12 protein-coding genes are annotated in these 15,347 nt (G+C 72.9%); 2 read left to right on the top strand and 10 right to left on the bottom strand.

Translation table 11 applies throughout. The features are described from left to right. Positions 1-187: 187 nt before the first annotated feature. The 4 genes from ACZ3IG_RS00325 to ACZ3IG_RS00310 form a co-directional block, all read right to left on the bottom strand. A complete protein-coding gene (locus ACZ3IG_RS00325; protein ID WP_467427626.1) occupies positions 188-1,606 on the bottom strand; it encodes an NAD-dependent malic enzyme in 1,419 nt (472 codons plus the stop codon). A gap of 336 nt (positions 1,607-1,942) precedes the next feature. After that, positions 1,943-4,267, bottom strand: coding sequence for a HelD family protein (locus ACZ3IG_RS00320; RefSeq protein WP_467427625.1), 2,325 nt, complete (start codon positions 4,265-4,267; stop codon positions 1,943-1,945). Between the two features lie 59 nt (positions 4,268-4,326). Continuing rightward, positions 4,327-5,157, bottom strand: coding sequence for a zf-HC2 domain-containing protein (locus ACZ3IG_RS00315; protein ID WP_467427624.1), 831 nt, complete (start codon positions 5,155-5,157; stop codon positions 4,327-4,329). A gap of 41 nt (positions 5,158-5,198) precedes the next feature. Next, a complete protein-coding gene (locus tag ACZ3IG_RS00310) occupies positions 5,199-5,786 on the bottom strand; it encodes a sigma-70 family RNA polymerase sigma factor (protein ID WP_361159840.1) in 588 nt (195 codons plus the stop codon). A 191-nt stretch (positions 5,787-5,977) separates the two neighbouring features. Here ACZ3IG_RS00310 and ACZ3IG_RS00305 point away from each other — a divergent pair, with 191 nt between their 5' ends. After that, entirely contained in the window at positions 5,978-6,664 is a 687-nt protein-coding gene (locus ACZ3IG_RS00305) for an SCO4225 family membrane protein (protein ID WP_467427622.1), read from the top strand. Between the two features lie 18 nt (positions 6,665-6,682). On the opposite strand, the gene ACZ3IG_RS00300 is transcribed toward ACZ3IG_RS00305, so the two are convergent. From ACZ3IG_RS00300 to ACZ3IG_RS00290, 3 genes are all read right to left on the bottom strand, one after another. Continuing rightward, positions 6,683-7,249, bottom strand: a complete 567-nt coding sequence (locus ACZ3IG_RS00300) for a CGNR zinc finger domain-containing protein (protein ID WP_467427620.1) — start codon at positions 7,247-7,249, stop codon at positions 6,683-6,685. Between the two features lie 127 nt (positions 7,250-7,376). Continuing rightward, a complete protein-coding gene (locus ACZ3IG_RS00295; protein WP_467427618.1) occupies positions 7,377-8,528 on the bottom strand; it encodes a uroporphyrinogen-III synthase in 1,152 nt (383 codons plus the stop codon). Between the two features lie 98 nt (positions 8,529-8,626). Beyond that, positions 8,627-9,979: a nitrate/nitrite transporter gene (locus ACZ3IG_RS00290; protein ID WP_467427617.1), complete on the bottom strand. Its 1,353-nt coding sequence runs from the start codon at positions 9,977-9,979 to the stop codon at positions 8,627-8,629. Positions 9,980-10,104: 125 nt separating this feature from the next. Between ACZ3IG_RS00290 and ACZ3IG_RS00285 the strand changes: the two genes are divergently transcribed. Beyond that, the gene (locus ACZ3IG_RS00285) at positions 10,105-10,389 is read left to right on the top strand and encodes a DUF397 domain-containing protein (RefSeq protein ID WP_467427616.1); all 285 of its coding nucleotides are present in this window, start codon (positions 10,105-10,107) and stop codon (positions 10,387-10,389) included. Positions 10,390-10,493: 104 nt separating this feature from the next. Here the strand turns inward: ACZ3IG_RS00285 and ACZ3IG_RS00280 are convergent, their stop codons facing one another. From ACZ3IG_RS00280 to ACZ3IG_RS00270, 3 genes are read right to left on the bottom strand one after another with little or no spacing between them, the layout of a single operon-like run. Then, positions 10,494-11,756, bottom strand: coding sequence for an acyltransferase family protein (locus ACZ3IG_RS00280; RefSeq protein WP_467427614.1), 1,263 nt, complete (start codon positions 11,754-11,756; stop codon positions 10,494-10,496). Continuing rightward, positions 11,753-13,942: a polysaccharide deacetylase family protein gene (locus tag ACZ3IG_RS00275; RefSeq protein ID WP_467427613.1), complete on the bottom strand. Its 2,190-nt coding sequence runs from the start codon at positions 13,940-13,942 to the stop codon at positions 11,753-11,755. The genes ACZ3IG_RS00280 and ACZ3IG_RS00275 overlap by 4 nt, the downstream gene beginning before the upstream one ends. Beyond that, positions 13,942-15,303, bottom strand: a complete 1,362-nt coding sequence (locus ACZ3IG_RS00270) for a hypothetical protein (protein WP_467427612.1) — start codon at positions 15,301-15,303, stop codon at positions 13,942-13,944. Before ACZ3IG_RS00270 ends, ACZ3IG_RS00275 begins: the two co-directional genes overlap by 1 nt. Between the last annotated feature and the right edge of the window lie 44 nt (positions 15,304-15,347).

The following is a 15,347-nucleotide window of genomic DNA, read 5'->3' as shown; positions in this document are numbered from 1 at the left end:
GCGGTAAAGCCAATCCGGCACCCGCAGGAGTCACGAGAACACCCGCGGGAGTCACACGAAGAGACTGCCCGGGCCCGGCCGCCCACCCTAAGGGGCCGCCGGAGGGCGCCGGACCAGCGACGCGCGGTGAGAACCGCCCCGCCTCCGTGGCGATCCTCACAACCGGCGCGCGCGGTGTCCCCGGGAACTAGGAGACGGTGGCGCCCGCCGCCTTCGCGGCCTCGCGCACCGCGCCGGCCACGGCGCCCGCGACCTTGTCGTTGAAGACGGACGGGACGATGTAGTTCGGGTTCAGCTCGTCCTCGGTCACCACGTCCGCCAGGGCGGTCGCGGCGGCCAGCATCATCTCGGTGTTGACGGTGCGGGACTGGGCGTCCAGCAGGCCGCGGAAGACGCCCGGGAAGACCAGCACGTTGTTGATCTGGTTCGGGAAGTCGCTGCGGCCGGTGGCGACCACCGCGGCCGTCCGGCGGGCGACGGCGGGGTCGACCTCGGGGTCGGGGTTGGCCAGCGCGAACACGATCGCGCCGTCCGCCATCGCGGCCACGTCGTCGCCGTCCAGGACGTTCGGGGCGGAGACGCCGATGAAGACGTCGGCGCCGCGCACGGCCTCCTTGAGGGTGCCGGTGAGGCCCTCGGGGTTGGTGTTGTCCGCGATCCAGCGCAGCGCCGACTCGGGGGCGGCGCCGACCAGGTCCTCGCGGCCGGCGTGCACCACGCCGTGGATGTCGGCGACGACGGCGTTCTTCACCCCGGCGGCCAGCAGCAGCTTCAGGATCGCCGTACCGGCCGCGCCCGCGCCGGACATCACCACCCGCACGTTCTCGATGCCCTTGTCGACCACGCGCAGGGCGTTGGTGAGGGCGGCGAGGACGACGATGGCGGTGCCGTGCTGGTCGTCGTGGAAGACGGGGATGTCCAGGGCCTCGCGCAGCCGGGCCTCGATCTCGAAGCAGCGCGGCGCGGAGATGTCCTCCAGGTTGATGCCGGCGAAGCCCGGGGCGATCGCCTTGACGATCTCGACGATCGCGTCGGTGTCCTGGGTGTCCAGGCAGATCGGCCAGGCGTCGATGCCGGCGAACCGCTTGAAGAGGGCCGCCTTGCCCTCCATGACGGGCAGCGCGGCCTTGGGGCCGATGTTGCCGAGGCCGAGGACGGCCGAGCCGTCGGTGACCACCGCGACGGAGTTGCGCTTGATGGTGAGGCGGCGCGCGTCCTCGGGGTTCTCGGCGATCGCCATGCAGACGCGGGCGACGCCCGGCGTGTAGACCATGGAGAGGTCGTCACGGTTGCGGATGGGGTGCTTCGACGCCATCTCGATCTTGCCGCCGAGGTGCATCAGGAACGTACGGTCGGAGACCTTGCCCAGGGTGACGCCCTCGATGCCGCGCAGTTCCTGCACGATCTCGTCGGCGTGGGAGGTCGAGCCGGCCGCGATGGTGACGTCGATGCGGAGCTTGTCGTGGCCGGACGCCGTGACGTCGAGGCCGGTCACCGAGCCTCCGGAGGACTCCACGGCCGTGGTGAGCTGCGAGACGGCGGTTCCGCTCGCGGGCACCTCCAGCCTGATGGTCATCGAGTAGGAGACGCTGGGCGCCGTAGCCATGGCCGACTTCTTCCTCTGCTTAAACCGTGAACCGTGTCGCTTGGTCGTGCCGTCCGATGGTCGCACCTACCCCTGAGTACGTGGTAGCCGCCCCCACTTTCGGAAAACGAGTTCCACCATACGAGAATCAGGTGAACGTGAGAAGAGAAGTCCGGGACGGGAATGGTCTCGCGGGGATCGTTTGTTACCTTGGACGTGGCACCGGCCCGATCCAAGCCCCCGGGCCCAACCTTCGTCGCTACGAGCGACCACTTGCCGCGAGGCGAGCATGGCGGGTCGGTGTCACCAGAGCGTAGGTCGAGGCCCGCACCCCCAGGGTGCGGGCCTCGTGCCGTCTCAGTCGCGCAGCAGGTCCGGCACCCCCGCCGCGTCCGGTTCGTCCCGCTCCCCGGAGACGACCGTGAGCTGCTGGGTGGCCCGGGTCAGGGCGACGTAGAGGACGCGCAGTCCGGCCGGTGACTCGTCGGCGATCTCGGCCGGGGAGACGACCACCGTGGCGTCGTACTCCAGGCCCTTGGCCTCCAGGCTGCCCAGCGCCACCACTCGCTCCCCGAGCCCCTTCAGCCAGCGCCGGGCCTCCTCGCGGCGGTTCATGGCGACGACGACGCCGACCGTGCCGTCGACCCGCTCCAGGAGCCGCGCGGCCTCCTCGCGGACGGTGTCGGCCAGGGAGCCGCGGACGACGGCGAAGCGGGGCTCGACGCCGGTGGAACGGACCGCCCGCGGTGACCGCGACCCGGGCATGGCGAGGGCGAGCACCTTGGCCGCCAGCTCGGCGATCTCGGCCGGGTTGCGGTAGTTGACGGTCAGCTCGAAGCGGCGGCGCGGGCGGCTACCGAGGGCCTCGTCGCGGGCGGCCGCCGCCTCGTCCGGGTCGGACCAGGAGGACTGGGCCGGGTCTCCGACGACCGTCCAGGTGGCGTGCCGGCCGCGGCGGCCGACCATGCGCCACTGCATCGGCGTGAGGTCCTGCGCCTCGTCGACGATGACGTGGGCGTACTCGGTGCGCTCCTCGGCCAGCCGCTCGGCCCGCTCCCGCCGGGTCTCCTCGCGCTGCGGCATCAGCTCCTCCAGGCCGGTGAGCTGGTCCAGGGGGTCCAGTTCGCGGCGCCCCCGGGGGCGGGCCGGGGCGCCCAGGATCGCCTGGAGCTCGTCGAGCAGGGCGACGTCGTGCACCGAGTACCCCTCGCGCCGCAGCGAGCGGGCCACCTTGCGCACCTCGCCGGGGTTGAGCACCCGCCGCGCCCAGCGGCCCAGCCGCTTCTCGTCGGCCATGGCGGCCAGCACCGAGCGCGGCGTCAGCTCCGGCCACCAGGCGTCGAGGAAGGCGATGAACGGGTCCTCGGAGGTCACGTCCTCGTCGAAGGAGGAACGCAGCTCGGCGGCGAGTTCCGGGTCGGTGTGCCGGGTGCCGGCGCCGGACTTCGCCCACAGGGCGTCCAGGAGCAGCTTGCGGGCGCGGGGACGCAGCAGGTTGACGGGGGCGGTGCCGCCGAGCGCGGTGCGCCGGATCTCCGCCAGCTCCTCGGCCTCCAGTTCGAGGCGGCGCCCGAAGGCGACGACCCGCAGCCGGGCCGGTGAATCGTTCAGCTCCAGGGCTCCGCGGGCGGCCCGGCGCAGCACCTTCAGCATCCGGGCCGAGCCCTTGGCGCGGGCGGTGGCCGGGGAGTCGTAGAGCGTGGCCCCGGCACCGGACGCGTCGTCGGCCAGGGAGCCGATGGCGCGGATGGCGACCTGGCCCTCCTCGCCGAGGGAGGGCAGGACGCCCTCGGTGTACGCGACGAGCAGCGGGGTCGGGGAGACGATGAGGATGCCGCCCGCGTACCGGCGCCGGTCCTGGTAGAGCAGGTACGCCGCCCGGTGCAGGGCGACGGCGGTCTTGCCGGTGCCGGGGCCGCCCTCCACGTAGGTCACGGAGGCGGCGGGAGCGCGGATGACCAGGTCCTGCTCGGCCTGGATGGAGGCGACGATGTCCCGCATGGAGTGGGTACGGGCCTGGCCGAGGGCGGCCATCAGGGCGCCGTCGCCGATCACCGGCAGTTCCCGGCCGTCCAGGTACGCGGTGATCTCGGGGCGCATCAGGTCGTCCTCGACGCCGAGGACGCGCCGCCCCTTGGAACGGATGACGCGGCGGCGCACGACCCGTCCCGGGGCGACCGGGGTGGACCGGTAGAACGGCGCGGCGGCGGGCGCCCGCCAGTCGATGACCAGCGGGGCGTACTCCGCGTCCAGGACGCCGATCCGGCCGATGTGCAGGGTCTCGGCGATGTCGGCGGTGTTGTCCGGCCGTACCGCCCCCTCGGCGGGCTCCACGGCCGTGTAGGCGCCGTCCGGCCCCTTCTTGCCGTCCTTGCCCCGCAGCAGGTCGATCCGGCCGAACAGGAAGTCCTCGAACTCGCTGTTCAGCCGGTTGAGATGGACGCCCGCCCGGAAGACCTGGGCGTCCCGCTCGGCCAGCGCGCCGGGCGTGCCGACCTGGCCGCGCCGGGCGGCGTCGTCCATGAGGAACTCCGCCTCGTGGATCTTCTCCTCCAGCCGCAGGTACACCCGGTCCAGGTGCGCCTGCTCCCCGCTGATCTCTCGGTCTCGCGCAGAGTTCTCTCCGTCCGAGTTCTCTCTGTCCGAGTCGACGGCCGAATCCTGTTGTGCCTGTGCGGCCACCGGGCCCCCTTCTGACGTGCTGGGCAGCCGTCAACCGTACGCGAAGGGGGCCGGTGAAGCTACGCGTCGACCTCGACCAGCCGCTCGCCGCCGAAGGTCATGACCTCGAAGTGGTCGATCTGGTTCGGCTGGAAGGCGGCGCCGCCGTGCACGTAGAGCGGCTGTTTGGCCTTGTCGGTGGTGGCGTCCGGGATGCCGTACCCCCACTCCGGGACGGACCACGACGTGACCGTCTCGCGCTCGCCGTTCTTCCCGACGGCGATCAGGGCGCACTTCTCCGGCCCCTTGACGTTCTTCAGCTCCAGGACCGCGTGCGTGCCCCACGCCTTCTTCTCCACCGCCACGGTCGCGCTGACCTGGGTGGCGGGGTCGGTGGCGCTGACCCGGTCGGTCATGTCGCCGAACGCCTCCTGGGCGGGGCCGGCGCTCTGCCGACTCTCGCCGGTCCGGCCGCCGCCGTCCCCGCTGGTGGTCGCCACGGCGGCGAACGGGCCGCCGACGATCAGCGCGGCGGCGGTGCCCACCAGGTAGAGGTTGCGGCGCTTCTTGCGGGCGCGTCGCTCGGCGACCTCGTCGACGAGTTTCTCCGCCAGCCGCGGCGCGGGCCGGGCGGCCAGGGACTCGCCGAGCGCGGGCGTGCCCACGCCGCCTGCCGCGCCGCCGGTCACGCCGCCCGTCGCGCCCTCCGTCGCGCCGCCCGGCAGACCGGCGAGCGCGGCCATCATCGGCTCCAGGCCGGCCAGCTCGTCGAGCTGCTGGGCGCACCACTCGCAGCCGGCCAGGTGCCGTTCGAAGGCGGTGGCCTCGGCCTCGTCGAGGATGCCGAGGGCGTAGGCGCCGACGGTCTCGTGCTCGTTCGGCACCTCGGGCTCCCGCATGGGGCCAGCCATACCCGAACCTCCCGCGCCGAATCCCCCGTGCACACCGTTCGTCACGCCGTCACCCCCCGCTCCTCCAGTGCCAGCTTCATCGACCGCAGGGCGTAGAACACCCGGGAGCGGACCGTGCCGCTGGGTATGCCCAGGGTCTCGGCCGCCTCATTGACGGTACGCCCTTTGAAGTACGTCTCGACGAGCACTTCCCGGTGGGCCGGGGTCAGGTCGTCGAGCGCGTCCGACAGCGTCATCAGCCACAGCGCCTTGTCGATCTCGTCCTCCGCGGGGATGACCTCCAGCGGCGACGGATCGACCTCCTGCGGCCGGGCCTGCCGGCTGCGATGGCCGTCGATGACGATGCGCCGGGCGACCGTCACCAGCCAGGGGCGTACCGATCCGGTCGCCCGGTTGAGCGAACCGGCGTTCTTCCAGGCCCGGATGAGTGTCTCCTGCACGACGTCCTCGGCGCGCTGCCGGTCCCCCGCGACCAGCCGCAGCACGTACGCCAGCAGGGGTCCGGCGTGTTCCCGGTAGAGCGCCCGCATCAGCTCCTCGTCGGGTTCCGAGGAGGACCTCGCGGACATCCGGTGTCGGGCCCTCGTACCACGTTCCTTGGCCACGACGGGATCCTTGCGCACGCCCACCTCCGGTGTCCGGGGGTTCCCCCGAGTCGGTCGCTCGCCCATTCGGTACGGACGGGGAGGGTGAGGCGTTCAAAGGGAGCGGACAGATTCACGTGCCGTACCGGCGTTGAGTACGGGTACTCATGCCCGGGCGGGCGCGCGGGGCCAGGCTGGACCTGCCTCGATCACCGTCCGACCAGGGAGACTTCACGATGTCGACGCCGCGCCCGCGCCGGTTCCTCACGCTCGCCACGGGCAACTGGCCCGCCCGGGGCTACCTGGCCCTCGTCGCCGTCTCCGTGCTGCTCGTGCTCCTGTTCCCGGACCTCGCCCTCCCCGTGGACCCCATGCTGCTCACGGCACCGCTGTCGTTCGCGGGGGTGGCCCTGCCCTTCGGGCCGGGCAGCGCGGCGGAGGGGGCGGGCCTGACGCCGGCCGTCGGACTCTGGTTGCTGTGGCTGGTGCTGTGCGCCTTGGTGAACGCCGCGGTGGTCGGGGCCCTCGTCGAGGACCGGCCGGCTGCCGCGGGGGCGTCCCGGACGGAGCCGGCGCCCTCGGCCGGTGGCCGCGCCCACCGGCCGCGCGCCCTGCTGACCCCCGCCGTGGACAACTGGCCCGCCCGCGGCTACCTCGCCCTCGTCGCGGCCTCGCTGGGCTTCTTCCTGTACGCCGTGTACCTGTCGCCGGACCCGGGGTTCGCGGGCGTCTGGCCGACGCTGGCCACGGCGCCGCTCGGCTTCGTCGCCCTGCTGGCGGCCCCGGCCGGACCCGACTGGTTCGGGACCCTGGCCTTCTCGGCCGGCGTGACCCTGTCCGGGCTGTTCAACGCGGTCCTGCTGGGCCGGCTGGTGCGCGGGGCGAGGCTGCCGCAGCCGCCGGCGCGGCCTCGGAAGGCCTGAGCGCGCGGGACGGCGCCCTCAGGCACGGGCCGGCGCGGCGGCCCGGCGCCGGTGGCGGGCGACGCGTTCCCGGTTGCCGCAGATCTCGCTGGAGCACCAGCGCCTGCGGCGGCCCCGGGACGTGTCCAGGTAGACGACCGGGCAGTTGTCGCCCTCGCACTGGCGCAGGCACGCGCGGGCGGCGGGGTCGGTGAGCAGTTCCACGGCGTCCCGGGCGAGGGCGCCGAGCAGTGCCGCGCACTCGGGCGGCGCGGTCAACTGCCGTACGAGGTCGCCGCCTTCGGTGGGCAGCGCCCGGGGGGCCGGGGGCGCGGCGCGGGCGAGGTCGTTGACGCGGGCGAGCGCGCGGGCGTGCGGGTGCGCGCCGGGGGTGAGGCGGTCGCGTACCAGGCGCGCGGTGTGGGCGCGCAGGTCGCGGAAGCCGGTGAGCCAGGCGCGGTCGGCGTGGTCGAGGAGAGTGCCCGGCGGGACCAGTCCGGAGCCGGTGATCCAGGCGCGCAGGGTGTCGACGGAGTCGAGGCGTTCGCCGGGATGGGCGGTGGCGAGCAGGTCCAGGCAGGGTCGTCCGGTGTCGAAGCGCGCCATGTTCCTGTCACCGCCCGGGCTCTGGGACTGGGGGGAACCGTCCTCCCACAGTGCCTGCCCGCGCGGGCCGCCGGAACCCCCTGTACCGGCCGACCGGCCGACCGGCCCGACCGGCCCGACTGTGACGCTAGGCGTCGTACTTGGTCTCGGCCGACGGGTCCAGGGCGAGCCGGTAGCCGCGCTTGACGACGGTCTGGATCAGCTTCGGCGTGCCCAGGGCGGTGCGCAGCCGGGCCATCGCGGTCTCGACGGCGTGTTCGTCGCGTCCGGCGCCGGGCAGGGCGCGCAGCAGCTCGGCGCGGGGCACCACCCAGCCGGGGCGGCGGGAGAGCGTACGCAGCAGCGACATCCCGGCGGGCGGTACGGGTTTCAGCTCGCCGTCCACCAGTACGGCGTGCCCGCGGATCTCGACCCGGTGCCCGGCGACCGGCAGCGACCGCGCGCGGGCGGGCAGTTCCCGGCACAGCGACTGCACCAGGGGCCCGAGCCGGAACCGCTCCGGCTGGACGGTGTCGATGCCGCGGGACTGGAGCGGCAGCGCGGTGACCGGGCCGACGCAGGCCGGGAGCACGTCGTGGCCGAAGGCGGTGAGCAGCTCGGGCAGCAGGCCGCGTTCGTCGGCGCGGGAGAGCAGGGAGGCGGCGGCGGGCGCGCTGGTGAAGGTGACGGCGTCCAGGCCGCGGGAGACGGCGGCGTCCAGCAGCCGGTCGACGGGTCCGATGTCCTCGGGAGGCATCCACCGGTACACCGGTACGCCGACCACTTCGGCGCCGCCCGCCCGCAGCGACTCCACGAACCCCGGCAGCGGCTCCCCGTGCAGCTGGACGGCGACCCGCCGCCCGTCGACGCCCTCCTCCAGCAGCCGGTCCAGTACTTCCGCCATGGACTCGGACGACGGCGACCACTCCTCGGTCAGCCCGGCGGCCCGCACCGCGCCCTTGACCTTGGGGCCGCGCGCCAGCAGCTGCACCGTGCGCAGCCGCCCCAGCAGGGCCTCGCCGAGCCCCCACCCCTCGGCGGCCTCGATCCACCCCCGGAACCCGATGGCGGTGGTGGCGATGACGACGTCGGGCGCCTGGTCGATGAGTTCCTTGGTGGCCGCGAGCAGCTCGCTGTCGTCGGCGAGCGGCACGATCCGGATGGCCGGGGCGTGCAGCACGGCGGCGCCGCGCCGGGTGAGCAGGGCCCCCAGCTCGTCGGCCCGGCGGGCGGCGGTCACGCCGACGGTGAAGCCGGCCAGGGGTCCGTGGTCGTCGGTTCGCTGCTGTACGTCGTCCATGGCCTCGTCCCGCTTGGATCACTTGCGCCCATCGTGCCGACCGAGCCTGTCAACGGCTCGTGACAGGCTCGGTTCGGATGTATGTCACCAGTGTTACGTCATACGTTGGAGTAGCTGAGCTGCGCGTTCTCCTCCGTGCGGGCGGCGGCCTTCGGGGCGCCGGCGACCGTACGCCGAAGGTATACCGACCAGGTGAGCGCGAAGCAGGCGGCGTAGAAGGCGAGGAAGGCGACGAAGGCGCCGGTGCCGGAGCCGTAGGAGAGGAAGGACTGCCGGAAGGCGAGGTTGATCCCGACGCCGCCGAGGGCGCCCACGGCGCCGATCAGCCCCATGGAGGCCCCGGACAGCCGCCGTCCGTAGGAAGCGGCGGCCTCCCCCGTCAGCCCCTTGGCCTCGGCCTTCGCCTGGAAGATGCCGGGGATCATCTTGAACGTCGATCCGTTGCCGAGCCCGCTGAGCACGAAGAGCACGACGAACGCGGTGACGAACAGCCCCAGCGAGTCCCGCATGCTGGCGACGATGAGCACGGCGGTGGCGGCGCCCATGGCGACGTAGTTCCACAGCGTGATCTTCGCGCCGCCGTACTTGTCGGCGAGCCTCCCGCCGACGGGCCGGATCAGCGAGCCGAGCAGCGGACCGATGAAGGTCAGGTAGGCGGCCTGGAGCGGCGTCCGCCCGAACCCGCTCTGCAGCACCTGCCCGAAGGCGAACGAGTACCCGATGAACGACCCGAACGTCCCCACGTACAGGAAGGACATGATCCAGGTGTGCCGGTCGCGGGCGGCGTCCTTGGCGGCGCCGGTGTCGTTCTTCACGGACGCGATGTTGTCCATGAACAGCGCGGAGAGGACGGCGGCGACGACGATCAGCGGGATGTAGATCCCGAGCAGCACCCTCGGCCCCCCACTGGCCCCGATGATGGCGAGCGCGGCCAGCTGGATGACCGGCACCCCGATGTTCCCGCCGCCGGCGTTCATGCCGAGCGCCCAGCCCTTCTTCCTGAGCGGGAAGAAGGCGTTGATGTTGGTCATGGAGGAGGCGAAGTTGCCGCCGCCGATGCCGGCCAGCAGCCCGACCAGGAGGAAGGTCGAGAAGGACGTCCCCGGCTCCATGACGGCGAACGCGGCGACGGTCGGCACGAGCAGCAGACTGGCGGAGATGATCGTCCAGTTCCGCCCGCCGAAGATCGCGACGGCGAAGGTGTAGGGGACGCGGACGACGGCGCCGACCAGCGTCACCACGGACGTGAGCAGGAACTTGTCGGCGGGGGTGAGCCCGTACTCCGGCCCCATGAAGAGCACGAGCACCGACCACAGGGTCCACACCGAGAACCCGATGTGCTCGGAGAGCACGGAGAAGAACAGGTTCCGGTTGGCGATCCTCGCGCCGGTCCGCTGCCAGAACGACTCGTCCTCGGGGTCCCAGTGCTCGATCCAGCGACCTGCTGCCATGACGCCTCCACGCTCCTCCGGGCTTCGGACTTCCGAAGGTAGGCAGGCCGCGTTTCGGCGCTGTGGCTGTGGGTGACCGGTGGGGAACGTTGCTCTCACCCTGCGGGGGGCGGGGATGAGAGGTCGTGGCGTGCCAGTTCGGCCCGGACGGACTTGCCGGTCCCGTCCGGCAGAACGGTGACGCGGGGCCGCGAGCCCCTCGACGCCGCACTCCCCGTTGCCGTCTCACGGGAGACCATCAAGAAGATCATGGCGGTGAGCAAGCCTGCCTGGAGGTCGCCGCGAACCTCCCCTGCACCGCCCCCGTCCGGGACAGCAAGGCACCGGACGGGCCCGCCCTCGTCTTCAGCCGGGCGTCGTTCGCCGCGTTCGTCAGCGCTGTCGGGAGCGGCGGGTTCCGGGACGTCTGATCCACGCGGGTCCTCACCCGTCGGCATCCGTCCAGGACACCCCCCCCCAGAACCGTGAACACTTCGCCCCCGAGTGTTCACGGTTCAAGGGCGAGGGGTTCCCCTCAGCCCCGATGACCCGCCCTGCGCGCGCTCCGCTTCGCGCCGTTCGGCCACAGCCGGGGCTTCCGCTTCGCCGCGAGGTCCTCCACCCAGCCCACCGCCAGGGTCATCAGCCCGATCAGGGGCCAGACCAGGGTGAACATCCAGAGCATGTACGTGGTGTCCAGGGCGCTCATCGCGCGCTCGCTCTGTGTGAAGGGCAGTTCGTAGAGGCAGTCGATGAGGGGGACCGTCGCCATGATCAGGAGGTTGTGCCAGAGGTAGATGGTGACCGCCCGGTTGTTGGAGAGCGTCACCAGCTTGTCCCACTTCCTCAGGGCGCCGGGGAGTTCCTGCCAGGACGGGGAGTACTGGAGCAGGATCACCACGAAGCCGAAGGACCAGGTGGCCTGGGCGAGCGGGATGTCGTTGAGGTCCCAGCCGTCGGGGCCCTGGTGGTTCGAGGCCCACCACAGGCCGAAGGCCATGACCAGCGCCGAGCAGGAGACCGAGAGGTAGCGCGGGATCTGCTTCAGCAGCCCCTCGTGGTGGGCGAATCCGAGCACCCAGCAGCCGCCGTAGATCGCGAAGTCGGTGACCGCGTTGCCGGTCTCGCCCGGGATGGTCACCAGGCCGGTGCCCACGATCGCGGTCAGGCCCAGCGGAGCGAGCAGCGTCGGCCACGGTGCCCGGCGGAACGCCCACAGCAGGAGGGGGGAGGCGATGACGAACCACAGGTAGGCGCGCAGGTACCAGAGCACGCCCGCCGCCTGCACCGCCCAGGTGTCCTCCAGTACGCCCGACTTGGAGCCGAGGTGCCAGGGGAAGGGCGGGGCGCCGATCGGCACGATGTAGTTGAACAGCTCGACCAGGCCCCAGGTGCCGCCGTGGTCCGGGTCCTTCAGCGGGTTCCAGCCGGCACCGAGCATCATCGCCAGCAGCACCGCGCTGAACAGCCACAGCGGCGGCAGCAGCCGGCGGACCCGGCCGCGGATCACGCTCAGCGCGGGGCGTTTGAGCGACCTCGCCATCAGCGAGCCCGCCAGCGCGAACATCACGCCCATCGACGGGAACACCACGGTCAGCCAGGCCCAGCCGAACAGGTGGTAGACGACCACGCGGACCAGGGCCAGCGAGCGCAGCAGGTCCAGGTAGCGGTCGCGGCCCGGCTTGGCGGGGGCGGTGGGGGCCGTCGGCGGCGGCGCGGAGTCCGCCGAGCGCTGCTGCGGGAAGTCGTACGACGCCTCGGGCGTTCCCGGGGTGCCGGTCGTGTAGCCGTGGGTCATGCCACGGGCCTCCGATCATCACTGCGGCGCTGCGCCGGTATCGCGCCGGGCGCCTCGACGACACCCGTCCGCCGCAGCTTCTGCCAGCGCAGGCGGCCGCCGGTGAGAGCGGTGATCCAGGACTGGAGCAGCACGACGTACATGAGCTGGCGGTAGAGGATCTGCTGGAGGGGCAGCGAAATCAGATGGGTCATGCGTTCGCGGTCCAGGCGGAAGGCGTACGCCGCGCAGACCGCCTGGAGCGCCAGAACGCCCAGCCAGGCGCCGATCGTCTTCTCGGTCGGGCCGAAGATGATGCCGTAGAGGAGGAAGATGTCGATCAGGGGGGCCAGGAGGGGGGCCACGACCATGAACAGGGACACGAAGGGGAGGCCCACGCGGCCGAAGCGGCCCGAGGGGCCCTTGTCGATGACCGCGCGGCGGTGCTTCCAGATGGCCTGCATCGTGCCGTAGGACCAGCGGTAGCGCTGGGACCAGAGCTGCTGGACGGTCTCGGGGGCCTCCGTCCAGGCGCGGGCGTTCTCCGCGTAGACGACCTTCCAGCCGTCGCGGTGCAGGGCCATCGTGACGTCGGTGTCCTCGGCGAGGGTGTCGTCGCTCATGCCGCCGACGCGCGCCAGGGCGGAGCGGCGGAAGGCGCCGACCGCGCCGGGGATGGTCGGCATGCAGCCCAGGACGTCGTACATACGGCGGTCCAGGTTGAAGCCCATCACGTACTCGATGTGCTGCCAGGCGCCGATGAGGCTGTCCTTGTTGCCGACCTTGGCATTGCCGGCCACCGCGCCGACCTTCGGGTCGCCGAAGGGCTGGACGAGTTCACGGACGGTGGAGGACTCGAAGACCGTGTCGCCGTCCATCATCACGACGATGTCGTGAGTGGCGTTGGCCAGGCCCCGGTTGAGGGCCGCCGGCTTGCCCGCGTTGAGCTGGCGGACGACCCGTACGTTCGGCAGGCCCATCGCCTCGACGATGCGGGCGGTGCCGTCCGTGGAGCCGTCGTCGACGACGACGATCTCGATGGGGTGGTCGCTCGACATCAGGGAACGGACGGTGTTCTCGATGCACTTGGCCTCGTTGTACGCCGGGACCAGCACCGACACCGGTTCGGTGACCGGCGGCCCCCAGGCGAAGCTCCGGCGGCGCACCTTGCGGGCGTGCGCGGCCGAGAGCAGGAGCATCAGCCCGAACCGGCCGATGACCAGCGTGCCGATGACCGCGAGGCCGACGACCAGGGCGTCCGTGACCTTCTCCGACGCCTGGACCAGGAAGATCCACGCCTTGGCCTTCCAGAGGTCCGCGCCGGTGACCTCGGAGTGCGCGCTGGGCAGGTCCAGGGCCTCGGAGAGGTTGTCGAACTCGTACCCCTTCTCCTGGAGGCCGGGCAGGAACCTGTCCAGCGCCCGCACGGTCTGGTGGCGGTCGCCGCCGGAGTCGTGCATCAGGACGATGGCGCCCTTGCCGCCGTGCGGGGTGGCGCGGCGGATGATCTCGTCGACGCCGGGCTTCTTCCAGTCCTCGCTGTCGGTGTTGTTGACGACGGTGAGGTAGCCGCGGGAGCCGATGTACTCCGTCACCGGCCAGGACTTGTTGTCCATCGCGTCGGCGAAGGAGGAGTACGGCGGGCGGAAGAGGGAGGTGCGGATGCCGGCGGCGCCGGTGAGGGCGAGCTGGTTCTGCGACAGCTCCCAGTCGATGCGGGCCTGCGACTGGTAGGAGAGGTCGGGGTGGTTGAAGGTGTGCAGGCCCACCTCGTGGCCCTCGTCGACCATCCGCTGCACCAGGTCCGGGTAGCGGGAGGCCATCGTGCCGGTGACGAAGAAGACGGCGTGCGCGTGGTGCTTCTTCAGCACGTCCAGGACCTTCGGGGTCCAGGTCGGGTCGGGGCCGTCGTCGAAGGTGAGGACCAGTCTGCGGTCGGGCACGCTCATCGAGTCGGTGCGGCCGGCCCGGGTGTCGATGACCGGGCCGCCCTCCAGGATCTCCTCCGGCACCCGGTCGGTGGCGGCGGGCGGCTGGACGCGGTGGTCGGCGAGGATCTCGCTGTGCACGTAGCCGCGCAGCATGAGCATCGCCATCAGGGCGACGAGGACGAGCACCGGCAGCAACAGGCGCAGCGGCAGACGGCGCCGCCGGGAGCCGCCACGGGCTCGGGGTGCGGCGCCGTGACGACGGGTGGGGGCGGCCATCAGTAGGTGTACTCCACGAGCGGTGAGCGGGGGGACGAGGTGCCCGGGGCCTGGGCGAGGGTGTCGGAGCCGATGCCGGTGCCCGCGCTGTCGCCGCCGGTGGTCCCGGTCGGGTCGGGCGTGATGCCGCCGGTGTCCGTCGGGGACGGGTCGGGCGAGCCGGCGGCCGGTTCCGTGGCCGTGCCGGTCGGGTCGGGCTCGGTCTCGTCGCCGTCCTGAGCGGGCGCGGTGTCGGTGACGGCCGGGCCGGGGTCGGTCTCGGTCGGCGTCGGTCCGGTCGCGGGCGCGGTGTCGGTCGCGGAGGCGCCGGCGGTCGGCGACTGCTCCTCCGCGCCGGTGGCGGAGGGCGTGGTCTGCGGGGAGGGGCTGCCGGTGACGGAGGGGTCCACCGGTCCGGTGGGCAGCGGGGTGGTGTCGACCTTGCCGGCCGGCTTGCCGTCCTCCTGGCCCGGCACGGGCAGCCAGGGCGCGTCGGAGGTGCCCGACAGGAGGGTCACGACCATGACGACGGCGTAGACGGCGCAGGCGAGGCCGACGGCTATGCCTATCCGGCGGTAGAGGCGGCTGCGGCGGCCCGACTCGTCGACGAAGACCGGCCGGTCGGCCGCGTCGGCGGACACCGGCCCGCCCGCCGCCCGGCGCAGCACCCCGTCCCCGAGCTGTACGGCGTCGAGCTGGACGGTGACCTCGTGCGGGTCGTGCTGCTCCGGCTCGTCCGCGCCGGGAGCGGTGGCGGCCGGACCGAGGGCGCCGTCGCCCTCCGGCCAGGGGTCGCGTACGCGGGCGGGAGCGCTGGGCAGTACATCCGTGACGGCGGTGGGGGCGGGGACAGCGGCGGTGGCGGTGGCGGTGGCCGGCCTGGGGAGTTCGGGCCAGCCGCTCGTCGTGGCGCCGGGGGCGGCGGGGCGCCCGTCCGCGACGCCGGTCCCGGACGGGGACGCGGGCGCGGGTGCCGGTGCCGGTGCCGGTGCGGGTGTCGTGGACGGCGGTACGTCCCCGGGGGCGCCGGCGGCCGGGCCGGAGCCCTCGCGCGGCGCGTCCGCCGGGCCACCGGAACCGGACAGCGCGGGCAGCACGGCGGTGGGGTCGGCCGGCGCGTGCACGGGCGGCAGGACCGCGGTGGCGTCGGCGGCTCCGCCCACGGCCGGCAGCACGTCCGTGACGTCGGCCGGTCCGCTCACCGCCGGCAGCACGTCCGTGACGTCGGCGGAATCAGCCAGGGGGCCGACGTCGGCGGCGTCTGCGCCGAACCAGGAGATGCCGCTCCCCGTGGACGCCCCCGCCTCCGTCTTCGGGAACTCCCGCGTCCCGGACGCGGCCTCGGGCCACTCCGGTTGGGCGTCTTTCTGCCAGTTTTTCACGCGCCGCACTTCCCCCCAACGAGCAGGTACAGGGCGCGCTCCGA

The sequence above is a fragment of the Streptomyces sp. NPDC016677 genome (assembly GCF_055562815.1).
The sequence above is the reverse complement of the archived record's forward strand: the minus strand, read 5'-3'. Positions and strand labels throughout refer to the sequence as shown.

Excerpts from the sequence above, each read along its gene's own strand:
- ACZ3IG_RS00325 (WP_467427626.1), bottom strand. The coding sequence starts at position 1,606 with ATGGCTACGGCGCCCAGCGTCTCCTACTCGATGACCATCAGGCTGGAG.
- ACZ3IG_RS00315 (WP_467427624.1), bottom strand. The coding sequence starts at position 5,157 with ATGGCTGGCCCCATGCGGGAGCCCGAGGTGCCGAACGAGCACGAGACC.
- ACZ3IG_RS00305 (WP_467427622.1), top strand. The coding sequence starts at position 5,978 with ATGTCGACGCCGCGCCCGCGCCGGTTCCTCACGCTCGCCACGGGCAAC.
- ACZ3IG_RS00300 (WP_467427620.1), bottom strand. The coding sequence starts at position 7,249 with ATGGCGCGCTTCGACACCGGACGACCCTGCCTGGACCTGCTCGCCACC.
- ACZ3IG_RS00295 (WP_467427618.1), bottom strand. The coding sequence starts at position 8,528 with ATGGACGACGTACAGCAGCGAACCGACGACCACGGACCCCTGGCCGGC.
- ACZ3IG_RS00290 (WP_467427617.1), bottom strand. The coding sequence starts at position 9,979 with ATGGCAGCAGGTCGCTGGATCGAGCACTGGGACCCCGAGGACGAGTCG.
- ACZ3IG_RS00280 (WP_467427614.1), bottom strand. The coding sequence starts at position 11,756 with ATGACCCACGGCTACACGACCGGCACCCCGGGAACGCCCGAGGCGTCG.
- ACZ3IG_RS00275 (WP_467427613.1), bottom strand. The coding sequence starts at position 13,942 with ATGGCCGCCCCCACCCGTCGTCACGGCGCCGCACCCCGAGCCCGTGGC.